We start from the raw sequence: 16,294 nt of genomic DNA on the forward strand, positions 1-16,294 counted from the left end.
TATCAATCGATCAACCGCCTTATTACCGGTCAGTAAATACTACACGCCCCATCGCCAGATAGCAGATGGGGCACGTGTTCAGAGGATTATTTTTGGTGAACCACGTTTTTAAGAACCGTCAGCAGATGCGCCAGGTAATTCTCATCATAAAACCGGGCGACGCTTTCCTGAATAACAGCTGGCGGCGGCAACTGGCATCCCTCAATAATGTCCTGCATCTTACGGGCCAGAGCTGTCGTATCGCGGGGAGGGAAAAGCTCGCCATTTAACCCTGGCTGAATTATTTCGCCAGGACCGCTGACACAATCAGAACTAATACACCAGATACCCCGGGATAAAGCCTCCAGCAGTATTAAAGGAAAACCTTCATGAGCCGAGGTAAGCAGCAAAGCAGAAACATTCCCGACATTTTCCCGCGTATATTGCCAGGGATCTTGTTGCCATCCATGCCAGGTGATATTTTGATTCACCCCACAAGCGACAGCATAGGCCTGGCACTGTTCCCGGTCGGGACCATCGCCAATCACATCAAGATGCCACTCTCCGTTCAATAAAGCGCACGCTGACAGCAGGTCCTTTAATCTTTTCTGATCCTCGAAATGCACTCGTCCGATATAAATAAAACGTGCCACTGGCGCTTTTTCTGCCCAGACATCACTATGAGTTACCGGATTAAATACAATCGCAATATCTTCTCCCACTGCACCTAATTCCATCAACTGACGGCTAATCTCACTACTAATCGCCAGATGATAATCAGCCTTCATTAAATAATAAGGGCGATAGCGATCCAACGGAGGTAAATGCATCCATGACAACAGCTTTATATTTTGTAAAGAAAAACGAATTGCCAGTCTGGAGATCAGACAAGGAATGGTGTTCAATGTAATAATAATATCAGGTTTTACCTTAATAATATAACGAGCTAAAGCACAGGCATGCGCAATCCGTCTTAACTTATGATTACGAATTGATGATTTATGTATAGTGTATGAAATGCCATGTAACCACTGCCGATCCTGTTCTTCCCCTTCATCAAACAGAAAAACTGAGGCTTCAATATTGTCAGTTGAATTTAATAGCCGGACTACCCTGGATGTCACCGCTTCCATACCCCCATAACCAACAGGCACATCCATAGTAAAAATTATTTTCATCTTGACACCCAGTCAAAAATGAAAAGCACTATAAACCAGAATGCACATAAAGACAAAAAATCACTTCGCGACAGAGGCTTTTTGGGGCCGTACGTGAGGCTTACCATAATGCGGGAGCCACAGGGGATGCTGGCGATTTCCTGGACTTTCAGGAATTTATTTATGCAGTCATACGAGGATCGCTTCTGGGCTGTTGAACTCGACTGCCGGTACGGTAAAAAAGCCTCCGCGGTTGTCAGAGATCTCAAGCCGGGTGGCTGCAAGACATGTGGTAAGACGACGGTCGATAACGTCCTGAGGGATCCTGGTTGGTTTACGTCGTTCATTGAGAAAAACTCCGTTCCGTATGCCGTCATGAGTCTCATCCTTTGAAAACAGCGATCGCTGTGGTGAGACTGTAGCGCGAACATGTCTATTTGGTCAGAGACGGGCTGATCCTACCCGCGTAATATGGACACGCTTCTAAGCGAGGTTCTGGTTTTCAAATTGTTCCGGGCTGAGACCGCCGCACGCACTGTGGCGACGCCAGCGATTGTAATCACACTCGATATCATTAAACACTGTTGTTCGCATTATTTCCCGGCCGGCAAAGCGTTCCCCGTGGATACATTCCACCTTCAGTGAATGAAAGAAGCTTTCCACGCAAGCATTGTCATGGCAGGAGCCTTTTGCGCTCATACTCCCCCACGCAGATTATGGCGTTTCACCAGGGCCTGATAATCCAATGAACAGTACTGGCCACCGCGATCCGTGTGAACAATGACATTTTCCGGGCGTTTACGCCGCCAGAGTGCCATCTGCAGTGCATTGCAGGTAAGTTGTGCTGCCATACGCGGCGACATTGACCAGCCAATAACGGCCCGCGACCACAAGCCAGATACAACCAGCCTTCGTCCGTGCGCAGATACGTGATGTCACCTGCCCACTTCTGATTCGGACCACTGGCACTGAATTCCTGATTCAACAGATTTTCCGATACAGGAAAACCATGTTCACGGTAGCTGACCGGGCTGAACTTCCGGGTGGCTTTCGCCCGTAATCCCTGACGATGCAGGCTGGCGGCAATGGTTTTGATGTTGTACTCCGGCAGTTCATCAGCAAGACGGGGCGCACCATAACGCTGTTTTGCCTCAGTGAAGGCCTGACGGACAGCAGCATCACAGATGAGCCGGAACTGCTGGCGTGGACCTGGCTGATGGCGGCGCAGACGCCAGGCATACCAGCCGCTGCGGGCAACTCGCAGCACCCGGCACATGGCTTTGACGCTGAACTCAGCCTGATGATTTTCGATGAAGACATACTTTATTTCAGGCGCTTCGCGAAGTATGTCGCGGCCATTCTGGAGAATGGCCAGCTCCTCATCACGTTCAGCCAACAGGCGCTTAAGGCGGGCATTTTCCGCAGCCAGTTCACTTTCACGCTCTGACGAAGTCATTTGTTGCTGTTGTTTGCTGCGCCAGGCATAAAGCTGTGATTCATACAGGCTGAGTTCCCGGGCTGCGGCTGCGCTCAGCAAGCTTCAAAGCTTCGTTGCGAAATTCAGGCGTGTGTTGCTTACGTGGCTTCTTATTGATTGATGATGGTTTTGTCATGAGTCACCTCTGGTTGAGAGTTTACTCACTTAGTCGTGTGTCCACTAATGCTGGGTAAGATCATACTCAGATACTGCAAAAACCGAGTTTTCACACAGCCTGTGCCAGAATCGGACGTTATATGAATAACGCCCTTTCTTTCAGCTCTCCCGGACGTTTTTAATGCTCGCAGGATCGCGTTGCAGTACGGTTAATAGGGATTGTTTATACGATGATGGCGAGATTTTTCAGAAAATTTTCAACCTGCTCTGGCGTGGCTGAATCTGCCTGATAGAGGATATCGAGCTTGACGTCCTTCATGCCGCAAAAACCGAAAACACCTTCAACTACCTGGGTCTGGATCGCCTGCGAATAGCCGTGTTTATCGAAGCCTTTAAGGTCGCTACCCGCAGTCGCAACAAGGCGTACCGGGATATCGCGCATATTGCCAGTAATCCCGCCATCTTCTGCCATTTTGTACGCCCAGTTCAGGGTGAGTACACGATCAAACCAACCTTTCAGCAAGCCAGGTACCGACCACCAATATACCGGGAAGACAAATACCAGCATATCAGCGCGATCAATGCGCTGCTGCTCACGCAGGATATCTGCAGGAAGCGCACTGGCATTGCCATGATAAACCTCAAGATCGGGATGCAACATGGCAGGCATAAAGGCTTCAGCGTGGAGATCGGCAACTTCTACCTGGGCGCCTTGTTCACGCAGGTGTTCTGCAATTTGCGCTGTCAGAAAATGGGATAATGAACTGGCGACCGGATGTGCCGTTACGATCAGCACATTTTTTACTGCATTTGTTTTAGACATAATAACCTCAGGACGGACGTTAACTTACCATTAGTAACTTATATATTACCGTTGGTAACTTATCTGTCAATCTGTCTGCAGTGATTATTTTGAGCTGTCAGTGTAGGCGCTCAGGATCCCGGAAATCGTACCGCTAAGCATATCTTCCGCAACATTACGGGCGAGAGCACCATTACTGGCGGCTGTGCTCAGCGCATCCGCCGCGCCAATAATGGCCGTTAGCGCCGCCTCTCCCCGAACGCTTTTCAGGGTAATGTAGGGAGATAACACCGCACGCAGGCAGTCCGCACAGTTGGCGACACAGATCTCACGAAATTCCAGTAGTGCCCGGGAACCGGAAAGGGCGGCGGCAATGGGGCCGGTTTCGGGCCCGCTGCTGATGGCGCAATCAATATAGGCAACGCTGAAAAAGTGAATTGTCTTTTCCAGCGTTTGATTATCGATACTCAAGGTTTCACGAAATTTTTTTATCTGGGCATCACTGTAATCCTGATATAACGCCATCAATAATCCTTCACGATCGCCAAAGTGATCGTAGGTAATCGGCTTAGTGACGTTAGCCCGTTCCGCCAGATAGCCGAGCGTCAGCGCTTCGGTGCCCTGCTGGCGTACGATCCCGCGCGCAACCTCAAGCAACTGTGCTCGTCGGTCCTCTTTTCTTAACCGCTTAACAACCATGATTTCCTCGTGTCTTTCATATACCAAAGGTAGTTTACACGTTTTTAGCCAGGAGATTGTATGTGTTTATACTCGTACAACGTCATAACCAGCATATTGGCGCTATCTGCTGCCAGGGTCAGAACTTTATTGATCAAAAAATAACCATCTGATAAAACCAGAAAGAACTGAAGCGCTGGAGGTAAAAATGCCCGGAATCACATTGACATTATCAGGCGATAAAAACGCCGTACTCACTCAGAAATGTGTTGATTTAGCGACAGATTTAACTTGCAGGATTTTTAACAAAAGCAAAGCTAATACCATGGTCATCGTCAGGTATGTCGATTACGATGACTGGTTTATTGATGGGAAAAGCCTCACAGACTGGGGGAGGAACTCATTCAGACTTGAAGTCACAGTGGTTGATGAAACGTGTACTAAAGAGCAAAAAGCGGAGTATCAGAAAGCTGTTTATGAGGCAATGAACAGCATTATCGGTAATTTACACCCACATTCAAATGTACATGTCATTGACTGCAAAGCCGCTTCTTATGGTTATACCGGCATCACTCAGGAATACAGATATCAGCATAAAGATGAGTTTCTTTAATTGTAAGTATCCTGAAATGATGAAAAATCAGCCAGAATAATGATTTAATGAAACCATTATTCTTACCCGAAACAGGGAAAGCAAACATGGCGCCTACGGTGCTCTGTATTGCATAAAGGCAGGCTGCAAGCACAGCTTTGGTCGTTTAGCCATCCTGTTGGCAGGATTATCAGCGTCAACGGTTTTGTAATCGCGTTTGACACGATTGCGCTGAATTTCTCGTGAGATCGTCGAAAGGCCACGATTAAGTGCAATAGCGATAGCGCGCATGCTCGTTTGGGTGGCAGACCAGCTCGTGCTATCTGTTCTTCGGTATAACGGGTCTTTTTCATGGTGGATATTCCTTCCGGCAAGATCAAAAACAGACCGGTTACTCCAGTTTAGCCCGGCACGGTTTAGTGGGGAGAGATGGCTCTGCCTGAGAGTTCACTCACTGAGTTGCATATCCACTATTGCCGGGAAGATCACAAAACGCCACTCCTGCGGGGGCCTGTAAAGGCGCTATTCGGCAAATTTCAGCAGCGCTTCACCATCAAGGCGATAGCGTACCCATTCAGATTGCGGCAACGCACCAATACTCCGGTAAAAATCAATGGCGGGCTGATTCCAGTCCAGCACGCTCCATTCAAGACGGCCGCACTGTCGCTCGACGGCACACTGTGCGATATTTTTCAGCATTGCCCTTCCTGCACCATTACCGCGATAAGCAGGAGAAATGTACAAATCTTCCATATAGATACCGTTACGTCCAAGCCATGTGGAATAGCTGGTAAAGAAAACGGCATACCCTACAATTTTATCTTCAATTTCACAGATCAATGCTTCGGTCTTACTGCCTGCGCCAAAAAGGGTTTCCCGGATCTCATCGGGTGTTGTGACCACTTCTTCCGGCGCTTTTTCATACACCGCCAGCTCATAGATCATATCGTAAATTGCCGCAGCATCTTCCGGGCGGGCCTGGCGAATCGTCATGCTCATTAACTTTCCTGTCATTTCTGTATGGTGTAGACATTGATGGTGTTAAGCATAAGGGTTATTGTCAGGCGAATTAAGTGCAATGAAATCACTAAATGATGAATATTATGCATCCTGTACTGAGACGTCTTGATTTGAACCTCCTGCCTGTTTTTGATGCGATTTATCGTCATCGTTCCGTTCGGCTGGCGGCGGATGAGCTGGCGATGAGCACATCGGCGCTCAGCCATGCGCTGTCCCGGCTACGTATCACCCTTAATGATCCGCTATTTTACCGGGAAGGCCACCGTATGTGTCCCAGCGTATATGCTACACAGCTCGCGCCTTCAATTGCTTCGTCGCTGAAACTCCTTAACCAGGAGCTGACGCCGCAGCCGGAGTTTGAAGCTTCCAGTAGTACAGAGCGTTTACAGATGGCGATTACCGATTTTACTGCGTTTTGTATTTTTCCGGCCCTCATGCACAAACTACAACATGAAGCACCCGGTTTGCGTTTTGAGTTACTCTACTTGCCGCACAGTTTGGCGTTAACAGAACTGTTGGCGGGGGAAGTGGACCTGGCGCTTGGATTCAGCGCCTCGGATGATATTCGACATCCGGAACTGGAAGAGATCACCTGGTTCGCAGATGAGTATGTCGTCATCAGTAACAAAAACCGAACACAACTGACGCTGGAGGATTATCTCGCCGCCCGCCATCTGGTGGTAACGCCCTGGAATGAGAAGCAGGGGGTTGTGGATTTACAGCTTGAGCAGATGGGTTATACACGACAAACAACCATCAAAACGCCGTCCATGCTTAGTGCGCCATTTATTATTGCCGAAAGCGACTTGCTGATGGCAATTCCGCGTTTTGCCGCTGAGAAATTAATTGCGGCAGCGAATATCAAGATTTTTGCATTGCCGTTTGATATCCCCCCGTTTGAAGTAAAGATTTATTCACATAAGCGCAGTGGTGAACGAGGCGCAACGAAATGGCTCAAGACGATATTGCAAATGCTGGCGAAAGAGGTTTACTCAGGGAGATAAGCGCATAAACGCGCTCACTACCAGGTGTTTTTTAGAATCTCACAATATTAACTACGGCTTTATGATGGCTTAATAATATCCTGCCAAAAGCAACCGGGGAGCTGCTATATAATGGTTAAATGCACCTTTCATGATGCATTCCCGGGGTAGTGGATGGATACAATTCCAGCCAACAGGAAAACAGACAGGATATCATGTATTTTAATACCCGGGGCTGGTGGGCTGTGATATCTGGGATATTAGATGATATAATCATTTCGCTGTATGAGTATTTACTAAAAGTATGTAAAGGAAACGCTGATTTTGTCCTTTGCCGAGGACCGGAAAACGCGCCAGTGCCCCTTTGTCAGGTAAGGGTTTCAACTACGTTAAATCCGCTATACCATGACGCTTGTTCAAAAATGAAGTTTTTATTAATAGCAAGGGAGATCTTTGCTGCATTTTGTAAAATCCTGCAAAGTTTTAAGATAATGACAGTTATGTCAAGTGTTATCAGGATTAACCAGATACCCAGTGGTGATATTTTCTGGTATAGGAAAGTTCGCTGGAATTTTCTTATTCTTACAAATAAATACACTATTGCGCTTTTTCAAATGTAGGATGTTATTCAGAAGGTTACCGCGTTCCAGACTCTCCTCCAGCGCTTTTTATTTTTCCGACAGCAATAAAAGCGACAAAGTGGGAATCTATAGTCTGCAATGCTGTCTGACGTTCATACGTACCGCATAGAGACTGATGAGTGGACTCGTTTTTCCTTACGCGTTACCTGGCTGCCATGGTTCAAGGAAAAATGATGTCTAAAAAATTCGACAAAAAATTGCTTCGTCCGCAAAACTGGCTGACGTGGTTTGGTCTGGGGGTTCTCTGGCTGTTGGTCCAGTTGCCTTACCCGGTTCTCTCTTTTATTGGTTCTTCCCTCGGCAAAGCGTCAAGATTCTTTTTGAAAAGAAGGGAGAGAATCGCGTTCAGAAACATTGAGCTCTGCTTCCCCGATATGGATATGACCACCAGGGAAAAAATGGTTGAGCAGAACTTCAGTTCACTCGGGATGGGGCTGATCGAGACGGGGATGGCGTGGTTCTGGAGCGATGCCCGGGTGAGAAAATGGTTTGATGTCGAAGGTTATGACAACCTCACTCGTGCGCTGAGCGCGAAAAAAGGCGTGATGGTGGTTGGGATACACTTCATGTCTCTGGAACTGGGCGGGCGTGTGATGGGGCTATGCCGACCAATGATGGCGACTTATCGCCCACATAATAGCCCGTTAATGGAGTGGGTGCAGACTAAAGGGCGACTGCGTTCCAACAAGGCAATGATTGATCGTAATAATCTGCGTGCCCTGGTTCAGGCGCTGAAAGCCGGTGAGGCTGTCTGGTTTGCTCCCGATCAGGATTATGGTCCAAAGGGCAGCGTATTTGCGCCTTTCTTTTCGGTTTCCCACGCCGCCACCACCAACGGAACCTGGGTTCTATCGCGTCTCTCGGGCGCTGATTTGCTCTGCATCAGCATGGTGCGTAAAGAGGATAAAAAAGGTTACCGTCTGCATATCAGTGAAACGATGGCGGACTATCCGAAAGAAGATGGTATTAAGGCTGCCGGGTACATCAACCATGTGATAGAGAAAGAGATCATGCGCGCCCCTGAGCAGTATCTGTGGGTTCACCGGCGCTTCAAAACCCGACCGGTGGGCGAAGTTTCATTGTATTGATATGGTCAGTTGCGGTTGGATGAATTTCAACACCCTGTGTTAAACCTTCAATCATCGCAGCGCGCCCTGTTTTTACAGGGCGCGCTATCCTGTCAGGAGGCCAGGCAGTGTATAAACACTACGACAGTAATAGTGATGAACGGCATAGATTGAATCCGGGCGATTCCCGTTGGCTGGAAAGATGCTCTTTGCGTCAATATTTTTTAATCCACATAGACGGTAGTGATAAAAATTAATCCCTTTTCTTACCTCTCCCTGCAATAAGTGCCTGATATTCTCTTGCGACTAATTTATTTCCAGGAATTATTTACCTTTTAACATTTATTATCCGGTTAAGAATTTTTCCGAAAAATACTGAGTTTCTATTTTAAATAAAATATTAAAATTTATCACTTAGCATAAAACACATGGTGATTTTAAATATCGCTTTCTTTATTTTGATTGATGTAATCATCTGCAACGTGGTGACTTATTGAAGTGATTCTCTGGTGGGAGTGCTCTGCATTATTTGGATTCTGAGGGGCTTTTTTTGGGGCTTTATTTTTATATTTTCGTTTTATATCAATGTGTTGTAATTGTATTGTTATAGAAAGGAAACGGAAGGACTTCATGGTTGTTCCATCGTTTTCGGTTGATTGATTGGCGGGAATCACTATTGATTAATCCTAAAATGCAGATAAGATACATCAAATTCAGCCGCTATTAATTATGGAAATTTGTTCTACCTTTCCTTAATTAGAGTTTTAATAATGCATTGCATCTGGTAATGACGAATTATTGATACAATTTTATCTGACGAATTTTTGATCTAAGCCCTGATATGCCATGGCCAGAATAACGTGGTTCGCCATATTGCGAAGGAATAAGAGAACTCTTTATCGTGACTAAATGAACACGCCAAAACGTATTCTTAATCCGCGTTTGCCAGAAATGTAGCAAGCTCAGATAACTGTGGCGGAGGACGATAACCAGCATCGCAGGCGATCCCAGGTTGTATAAATCGATGGAATGATGAGACAGAAAATATGAAACTATTCACGGTGGTGTTTTTATTAATCATAACAGGGTGGTCATCATTGCTGCATGCGACAATCACTTGCACCCGAAGCTGGTCACAGCGTACCGATTTTCTGGATACCAATGCGCCAGTGGTAGCGGAAGGGGTTAATATCAGCGCGTTAAGAGATCTCCCGGTTGGTGGCGTATTATTCCGCCAGACAGTCAAAATGGTAGATCCTACCCCACTGGGGTTTTACTGCCGGACAGACAGCGAATCTACGGAAACAACTCCGGTATATACATACTGGACTACCGAAGGTGCACTGCCGGCTATTACCGGGACATATTCCGGTCATAATGCTTATAATACCGGGATCCCAGGTATTGGGGTGGCAATCATCTGGGCGACAAGTACCGGCGGGAATTACGCTTTCCCCTATTCAATGACAGGTTCTATCATCGCGCAGTCCTCTTTGCAGGGGGCTGCTGGATACTATAACAACTATTTTCTGGATATTGTTTTCGTTAAAACCGGCGATATTCCGGCTGGTGTATGGAATGTTCCTGTCTCGTTACCACCCATCATTATGTATCGTGAAGCGCCTGAAGCACAGGGCGTCAATAAAGAATATGGATTGAGAATTCATATTGCGGGGAGTGTTAATGTGGTTGCTGGCACTTGCGAGACGCCGGATGTCGTTGTACCTATGGGGCAAAATGCTATTGACGGCAGTGTCGTCAATACTCGCTGGGTGGATTTTTCAGTCAATTTGCTGAGCTGCCCACCTATGTACGGCCGCTATGACAGGACTACCAAAGTGCCTACTTCTGCTACTAACCAGTGGCTGGGGGAAGGGGTGGAGCCGGTTTCCGGAATGCCTGATACAACGAATGCGATAAAAGTATTACTGAACCCTGTTGAAGGCTATGAAACCCTGGCCAGCGGCGGTAAATGTGCGAAACTTACCTCATCATCTGACATGGCCGGAGGCGCATGCCTGGAAATCCAGAATGCCTCTGGCGCTAATGTGTTGACCAGCTCTTTTTCAGGCGTCGCAGCGGATAGCGGGCTCAGTCTGTTAAGTCGTATCTCTGGTTACACTATACCGCTGAAAGCCCGTTATGGGTTGATTAACGGTAACACTGCCATGTCGGCGGGGAAGGCTGATTCGGCGGTTGAATTTACTATTAACTATCAATAGAAGCTGTGCCAGCCGTTTGCGTGTCAGCCAGAAATCAACAAATTGATTTTCCGTGTTTTATTTCTGGTGATATTGGTAAGTTTGGTAATGAGATGAAGTTTGTTATCGATCGTAAATGCCGCGAATGCGGCATTTTGCTCGTTGTTCTCCATATCCATTGTTTCTCCATAATAGTGTCGTACACTACCTGCCAGTCTGACGAACTGTGGAGGTATCAATGGACAAAACGATTCGTGTGATTACCCATATGGTGATTTTTTTGTCTTTGCTGGCAACGGCTTACGATCTCTCTTTTGTTCGCTGCCTGCCCTGAAACCCCGCGGATATGAACGGAGTCATGCCAGATCGTCGCGTAATGCCTTAATGTATTGCTGCGGCAAATGTCGTTGATTGAACCTGTTTCGCGAACCATAGTGATTGCATCAAACGATGCCTGGCTTAAAGCCTCTTATAAAGTAGAAAATACTACACCGCATCAGTATCAAAAAATAAACATGCCTGTCTATGCCCGATGGCGTAATTTACAACCCTGATATTGCCCCATGGCTTTATCATGGGTAAAAATTGGAAGTGATTCTGGTAGTAATGGACGAATACCTCATGTCAAAAATATCAATAAAGAACAGAAGATTAGTGACCTCTCTTAATCCTTCATAGCGCACATACAGAGATAGATCGGACTTTAGCGTCGGGTTTGTTATACTACCCGGGCTGTCGCAGAAATGGTAAATACTCTTCAGGCTGTCGATAAAGAAAAGCGGGAAATCCTCATTGAACCCCTGTCTGAGCGCAGACTGTTGATATCTTGACTTATACAATGATTCGATAGCAATAGCACTGTAGTAATTTTTTTAAAGAAAGATAAATTTATAACGCAAGCCGGGAGAGTTAAATGCAATCATAGGCTATGACTCCCTTTATCCTTAATTGGTGAGCAAATGAAATTCTCTAAATATTGTGCTGAGTTAATTAATTGGCTATTTTTTTGGTGGAGTAATAATGACTGAGGTAAACTTTATTTACTTGTTCTTTTTTAAAGAAATGAAAGTCAGCATTCAGGTTGTATCAATTTAAACATAATTATATAGAATTTTCTGCATTTATGAATAAAAAGAGTCTGATAATGATATTCATTTACATTAACAGACTCCTGGCTGATATCACACGCCGGGTAGACTTTTTTGCTATAGCAATATAAAGAGGGCAACCCTGGTGTTGAAAATGAGATTTATATAGATAATTATTTTAATTGTTAAGCGCCGCCGTGCGGCGAGGACAGCGGGCATAGCTTTTACTCTGCTCCTGTATCTTTTTAAGAAATAATTCTTTGTCGCGATAAATGCTTTTATCACTAACATTTAGTTTGCTTGCTATATCTCTGGTAGAAAAACCGTGTAGCAATAAAAAACCAATTTTTTGTTCCCGGGCTGAAAATACCAGATGTTTGTTATAGTGATCCTGAACATTCTTCAGGCTGGAGAGGCAGTGTTTCAGAAACTGGCGGATGGCCCGCTCTGCGCCGGTGATGCATTTGATGCTGTCAAGGCTAAGGAATGCGTTGTTTTTAGCATTAAAAATATCAACAAAAAACAATATATTATCCAGGCTTTTCCCTCTGAACTCGCTGTTTTTCATTTGTATGGTAATTTTATCGAGCCGCGGTTCTCCGGGAATGTCCTGAGAGAGTTGCTGTATCTGGCAGAAGAAATAAACATTTAACAAATTATCTGTCAGAAAAAGAGGAAGCCCGTCGCCAAGGAATTTCTGCAGGGCTGAATTGCTGTAAGTTTGACTGTGGATGTATTCAACGGCAACACCATGATAGGGGTTACTGGTCAGGTAAATAAACTTATAGCGTAGCTGTGGTGAGTTAAAGACAGACATAGCGGTAAATCTCCTTTTTATAAGAATATTCCACAAGACGTGGAAAGAGAGGGGGAAACTGTTTCAAAGTATGTCAGAAGTATAGCGGGATTGGGCATTTTTTATGTTAAAGAAATGTATAAATTTGATCCTTTTCAGATTTTTTTGCATTGATAAGGAAATACCGAATAATAATTTATTTGTATGATGTAAATGAGCAAAAGAAGTATTTGCAAGGCATGATATTACCGATAATGGAAACGCCTTAATCGTAAGGATTTTTGCGGGCGCCTGCGTGGCGGCAGGCGCCAGATATAAATTATCCTAATTCCATGTGCAGCAGAGGGAAGGGATTGCCTTGCCCGTCACAGGACGAACGACCGATGATATGAAAACCGTAGTGCTCATAAAATCCTCTGGCCTGGGGGTTTTGCTCATTAACGTCGACTTTCAATTGTGGAGACTGACGACGGGCAAAATCCAGCAGCAAACGACCGATTCCTTTACCGCGGGCGCAATCGTCAATAAACAGCATCTCAATTTTTTCGCCATCCATAGCGATAAATCCTGATATCACACTGCTGTCTTCGGCGACGTAGACATTCAGCAGTGGAAGGCTGGAGCTAACCACGGGAGCCAGGCCGTCAATATCTTCCGGGGTCAAAAAGAGATGAGTCGCAGTGACCGAGCGTTGCCAGAGTGCGATTAATCTATCATCGTCATCCCGGCTGGCGGCGCGTATTTGTATCTCGCTAAGCATCACGTCACTTTCCGAAGTAGTCCCAGGCAAACACCGCAAGGGCGACGATAATCGCAATAATTGTTATTTTTCGCATTACAGAATCTCCTCACTATAAAGGCAGGAAATGATAGCGGACCGGCGGAGATTTGTATTGGGTGAATAGTGAAAAAAGCGGCCCCGATCAGGGGGATGGGGGCCAAAGTCAAACTCGTTGATTATGGAATGATGTTCTCCGGGAAATAGGGAGAACAAGGCGCTACTTTACGCACAGAACATGGGGGGATAATGGAGAAAATGTGAAGGTGCTCATCCGGCCGCACGCAGTTGAAGCAGGGTTTAACTTTACCTCAACGCCAGAATTCCGGGAACAGGGGCGTGGCGATGTGGTCAATATGCTGTATACCAGACAGAGACCAGATTTTTGAGGAGCGCGATGTGAAATATCTACCTTTGTTTATCGCCGTATTACTGGCGGGTTGCCACTCCGCAGGGCCTGATTCGCCTGATCCTGTGCCGCCATCGGTGGGGATGCCTAATCCTGCTGCGGTCCATTGTGAACAGCAGGGAGGCATGCTGGTGCCGGTACAAAGCCCGCAGGGCGTGCGCAGTAACTGCAAATTACCTTCCGGGGAAGTGGTGGATGAGTGGACGTTATTCCGCCGCGATCATCCGTAATCATTATGCAGCGCCGCGGCTGTCTGGTGGTAGCGTCGCCAGGCGCGCTATTCGCGTTAGTGCGGTGAGGTGTCAGCGCCAGCCCACATTTCTGCGCCAGGAGAGCACGATGAGTAAAACGCCGATTCTATGTAATATCGGAATCAATAATACAGAGTTTGGTGACAACGTCACAATCATTCAGCCTGTCAATATCTATGGCTGCCAGTTGGCGGATAATGTGCGGATTGGTCCGTTCGTGGAGATTCAGAAGCACTGTGTTATCGGCACGGGTACCCGGGTACAGTCCCACAGTTTCATCTGTGAATACGTCACCATCGGGCGCGACTGTTTTATTGGTCACGGCGTCATGTTTGCCAATGATATGTTCCGTGACGGGAGCCCCGATCCTGATCCGAACAACTGGGGGAGAATCACTATTGGCGATGGCGTTTCTATTGGCAGCGGCGCGACGATTCTGGCTGTGGAAATTTGTGCCGGCGCGGTGATTGGCGCAGGCAGCGTGGTCACCCGGTCAATTACCCGCAAGGGCGTTTACGCCGGTAATCCGGCGCGATTGCTGCGCCTGTTATAGCGGATAGCTGCGCAGTACATCCGCCAGTACTTCGGCATGGTTTTGAGTGGTATTTCTGGCGCCGTAGAGCAGTGTCAGGGTGCGGGTCCGGGCAATTTCCGCCAGGCGATGGACTTCCGGGTTATCTTTTAATTCCTGGCGGTATTGCTGATTGAAGTGGGCGAAGTCGACCACGCCGGAGTGGAAAATTTTGCGTAAATCGGTGGATGGGGCGATCGCCTTACACCATTCATCGCAGACCAGATCGGCTTTTTTGATCCCGCGCGGCCACAGGCGATCGACCAGTATACGGTAGCCATCGTCTGCGCCGACCGGTTCGTAAACGCGTTTACACTGAATCATTATGTCTCCTTGTCCATCTCGTGTAACCGACTCTGCACCAGCAAAGTCTGGTGCTGTGAGTAAACTTCTATGCCATGGCGGCGTAACAGGGCAGTGACTACACCGCTTCCGGTTCGCAGGCGGCCGCTGAAGGTACCGTCATAGATAGTCTGGCTACCGCAGGACGGGCTACCTTCGGTCAAAAAGGCTATGCGGCACTGGTGGATATCGGCGCTGCGTAGCGTAAGCCAGGCGCCCAGTAGCCACGGTTGCGTCATATCCCGGCCTTCTCTGTCGCGCACCTGCGCCCGGCCGGCAATAACCGCTTCGCCGTCTCCTGATTGAATTTCCGCCGGTGGGCGCGGCGTTGCCAGCCCGGCAGCCAGTTCAGGACAAAAGACGACGACCCTGCCTTCAGCCTGCCAGTGCGCCAGTAATTCGGCGTCGTGGGATTTGGCACTCCCGTTGTAACGCACCGGGTGTCCGAGCAGGCAAGCGCTAACCAATATTTTCGTTTTCATCACTATGGCAAATTATTGCGGGTAATCACACCATACCCTGATGATAAAGCGCTGAAAATGATTGTCTATCGTCGGCCGCGGCAATGGTTGTGATTTGCTGCCTGGATCTGTATTCTGAGATTCCTTATGCAGCCATGTTGAGACATAAGGAATCCTGCTATGCCATCTTCATCATCTCCCACTCTTCGTATTGCGCTGGTTGGCGACTATAGCGACGATATTGTTGCGCACCGGGCTATTCCGCTGGCGCTGGACGCCGCCGCCGCCGTGCTGGATATCGCCGTTGAATACCCGTGGATAGCCACTGATGCGGTTTCCGTCGAGCTACTCCAGGATGTGGATGCTGTCTGGGTGGTTCCCGGAAGTCCTTACCGCTCTATGGACGGCGCGCTGCTGGCGATTCGCTACGCCCGGGAAAACGCACTGCCTTTTCTCGGCACCTGTGGTGGGTTTCAGCACGTAATTGTCGAATATGCCCGCAACGTTCTGGGCTGGGCGGATGCCGGTCATGGGGAAACCGACAGCGAGGGACGTCTGGTGGTCACACCGCTGAGTTGCTCGCTGGTCGAAAAAACCGCCATGGTTGAACTGCGTTCCCATACTTTGATTGCCCGGGCCTGGGGAACGACGGAAATTGACGGGGAATATCGCTGTAACTATGGTGTCGCCGATGATTTTATCGCCAGGCTGGACGGGGAGCCTTTAAAAGTAACCGGCTGGGATGAACAGGGAGAGGTTCGGGCGGTGGAACTGTCAGGGCATCCGTTTTTTGTCGCCACACTATTCCAGCATGAGCGTGCGGCGCTGAAAGGGCATCCCGCGCCGCTGGTTCAGGCATTTCTGTCCGCGGCGGCGCGCTAGTT

The 16,294-nt window shown here is 47.7% G+C and carries 16 protein-coding genes and 2 pseudogenes; 7 read left to right on the plus strand and 11 right to left on the minus strand.

Annotated features, from left to right (window positions below; all coding sequences use genetic code 11):
* Window positions 1-86: 86 nt before the first annotated feature.
* The 4 genes and pseudogenes from AQ981_RS00215 to AQ981_RS00240 form a co-directional block, all read right to left on the minus strand.
* Window positions 87-1,157 (minus strand): glycosyltransferase, encoded by a 1,071-nt coding sequence (locus tag AQ981_RS00215; protein WP_071608773.1) that lies wholly within the window; start codon window positions 1,155-1,157, stop codon window positions 87-89.
* 462 nt (window positions 1,158-1,619) lie between these two features.
* A pseudogene (locus AQ981_RS25595) lies at window positions 1,620-2,749 on the minus strand (IS3 family transposase).
* 204 nt (window positions 2,750-2,953) lie between these two features.
* Window positions 2,954-3,553 (minus strand): NAD(P)H-dependent oxidoreductase, encoded by a 600-nt coding sequence (locus AQ981_RS00235; protein WP_058909749.1) that lies wholly within the window; start codon window positions 3,551-3,553, stop codon window positions 2,954-2,956.
* Between the two features lie 84 nt (window positions 3,554-3,637).
* A complete protein-coding gene (locus AQ981_RS00240) occupies window positions 3,638-4,231 on the minus strand; it encodes a TetR/AcrR family transcriptional regulator (RefSeq protein WP_058909750.1) in 594 nt (197 codons plus the stop codon).
* A gap of 187 nt (window positions 4,232-4,418) precedes the next feature.
* On the opposite strand from AQ981_RS00240, the gene AQ981_RS00245 reads away from it, so the two are divergent.
* A complete protein-coding gene (locus AQ981_RS00245) occupies window positions 4,419-4,823 on the plus strand; it encodes a tautomerase family protein (protein ID WP_058909751.1) in 405 nt (134 codons plus the stop codon).
* Between the two features lie 126 nt (window positions 4,824-4,949).
* Here the strand turns inward: AQ981_RS00245 and AQ981_RS27960 are convergent.
* Window positions 4,950-5,125 (minus strand): annotated as a pseudogene (locus AQ981_RS27960) (helix-turn-helix domain-containing protein); the annotation flags it as partial.
* A 199-nt stretch (window positions 5,126-5,324) separates the two neighbouring features.
* Window positions 5,325-5,801, minus strand: coding sequence for a GNAT family N-acetyltransferase (locus tag AQ981_RS00250; RefSeq protein WP_058909752.1), 477 nt, complete (start codon window positions 5,799-5,801; stop codon window positions 5,325-5,327).
* Window positions 5,802-5,893: 92 nt separating this feature from the next.
* Here AQ981_RS00250 and AQ981_RS00255 point away from each other — a divergent pair, with 92 nt between their 5' ends.
* Together AQ981_RS00255 and lpxP are read left to right on the plus strand one after the other, a co-directional pair.
* Window positions 5,894-6,826, plus strand: coding sequence for a LysR family transcriptional regulator (locus tag AQ981_RS00255; protein WP_058909753.1), 933 nt, complete (start codon window positions 5,894-5,896; stop codon window positions 6,824-6,826).
* A 793-nt stretch (window positions 6,827-7,619) separates the two neighbouring features.
* A complete protein-coding gene (gene lpxP / locus AQ981_RS00265; protein ID WP_058909755.1) occupies window positions 7,620-8,534 on the plus strand; it encodes a kdo(2)-lipid IV(A) palmitoleoyltransferase in 915 nt (304 codons plus the stop codon).
* Window positions 8,535-8,950: 416 nt separating this feature from the next.
* Here lpxP and AQ981_RS27530 read toward each other — a convergent pair whose 3' ends face one another.
* The gene (locus AQ981_RS27530) at window positions 8,951-9,145 is read right to left on the minus strand and encodes a hypothetical protein (protein ID WP_154675886.1); all 195 of its coding nucleotides are present in this window, start codon (window positions 9,143-9,145) and stop codon (window positions 8,951-8,953) included.
* Between the two features lie 414 nt (window positions 9,146-9,559).
* On the opposite strand from AQ981_RS27530, the gene AQ981_RS00270 reads away from it, so the two are divergent.
* Window positions 9,560-10,735, plus strand: coding sequence for a fimbrial protein (locus AQ981_RS00270; RefSeq protein WP_154675887.1), 1,176 nt, complete (start codon window positions 9,560-9,562; stop codon window positions 10,733-10,735).
* Window positions 10,736-11,980: 1,245 nt separating this feature from the next.
* On the opposite strand, the gene AQ981_RS00275 is transcribed toward AQ981_RS00270, so the two are convergent.
* Together AQ981_RS00275 and AQ981_RS00280 are read right to left on the minus strand one after the other, a co-directional pair.
* Window positions 11,981-12,619, minus strand: a complete 639-nt coding sequence (locus AQ981_RS00275) for a helix-turn-helix transcriptional regulator (RefSeq protein WP_058909757.1) — start codon at window positions 12,617-12,619, stop codon at window positions 11,981-11,983.
* A 298-nt stretch (window positions 12,620-12,917) separates the two neighbouring features.
* Window positions 12,918-13,358 carry an acetyltransferase gene (locus AQ981_RS00280; protein ID WP_058909758.1) on the minus strand — a complete coding sequence of 147 codons (441 nt, stop codon included), beginning with the start codon at window positions 13,356-13,358 and terminating at the stop codon, window positions 12,918-12,920.
* Window positions 13,359-13,796: 438 nt separating this feature from the next.
* Here AQ981_RS00280 and AQ981_RS00285 point away from each other — a divergent pair, with 438 nt between their 5' ends.
* Complete coding sequence (locus tag AQ981_RS00285; RefSeq protein ID WP_420809735.1) at window positions 13,797-14,015, plus strand: putative hemolysin; 219 nt, start codon at window positions 13,797-13,799, stop codon at window positions 14,013-14,015.
* Between the two features lie 109 nt (window positions 14,016-14,124).
* A complete protein-coding gene (locus tag AQ981_RS00290; protein WP_058909760.1) occupies window positions 14,125-14,589 on the plus strand; it encodes an acyltransferase in 465 nt (154 codons plus the stop codon).
* Here the strand turns inward: AQ981_RS00290 and AQ981_RS00295 are convergent.
* A complete protein-coding gene (locus AQ981_RS00295) occupies window positions 14,584-14,931 on the minus strand; it encodes a DUF488 domain-containing protein (RefSeq protein ID WP_058909761.1) in 348 nt (115 codons plus the stop codon). The two genes, AQ981_RS00290 and AQ981_RS00295, sit on opposite strands and share 6 nt — an antisense overlap.
* Window positions 14,931-15,431 (minus strand): 2-thiouracil desulfurase family protein, encoded by a 501-nt coding sequence (locus AQ981_RS00300; RefSeq protein WP_058909762.1) that lies wholly within the window; start codon window positions 15,429-15,431, stop codon window positions 14,931-14,933. Before AQ981_RS00300 ends, AQ981_RS00295 begins: the two co-directional genes overlap by 1 nt.
* Window positions 15,432-15,590: 159 nt before the next feature.
* Here AQ981_RS00300 and AQ981_RS00305 point away from each other — a divergent pair, with 159 nt between their 5' ends.
* Entirely contained in the window at window positions 15,591-16,292 is a 702-nt protein-coding gene (locus AQ981_RS00305) for a CTP synthase C-terminal region-related (seleno)protein (RefSeq protein WP_058909763.1), read from the plus strand.
* The last annotated feature ends 2 nt before the right edge of the window (window positions 16,293-16,294 follow it).

The sequence above is a fragment of the Entomohabitans teleogrylli genome (assembly GCF_001484765.1).
Classification (GTDB): domain Bacteria; phylum Pseudomonadota; class Gammaproteobacteria; order Enterobacterales; family Enterobacteriaceae; genus Entomohabitans; species Entomohabitans teleogrylli.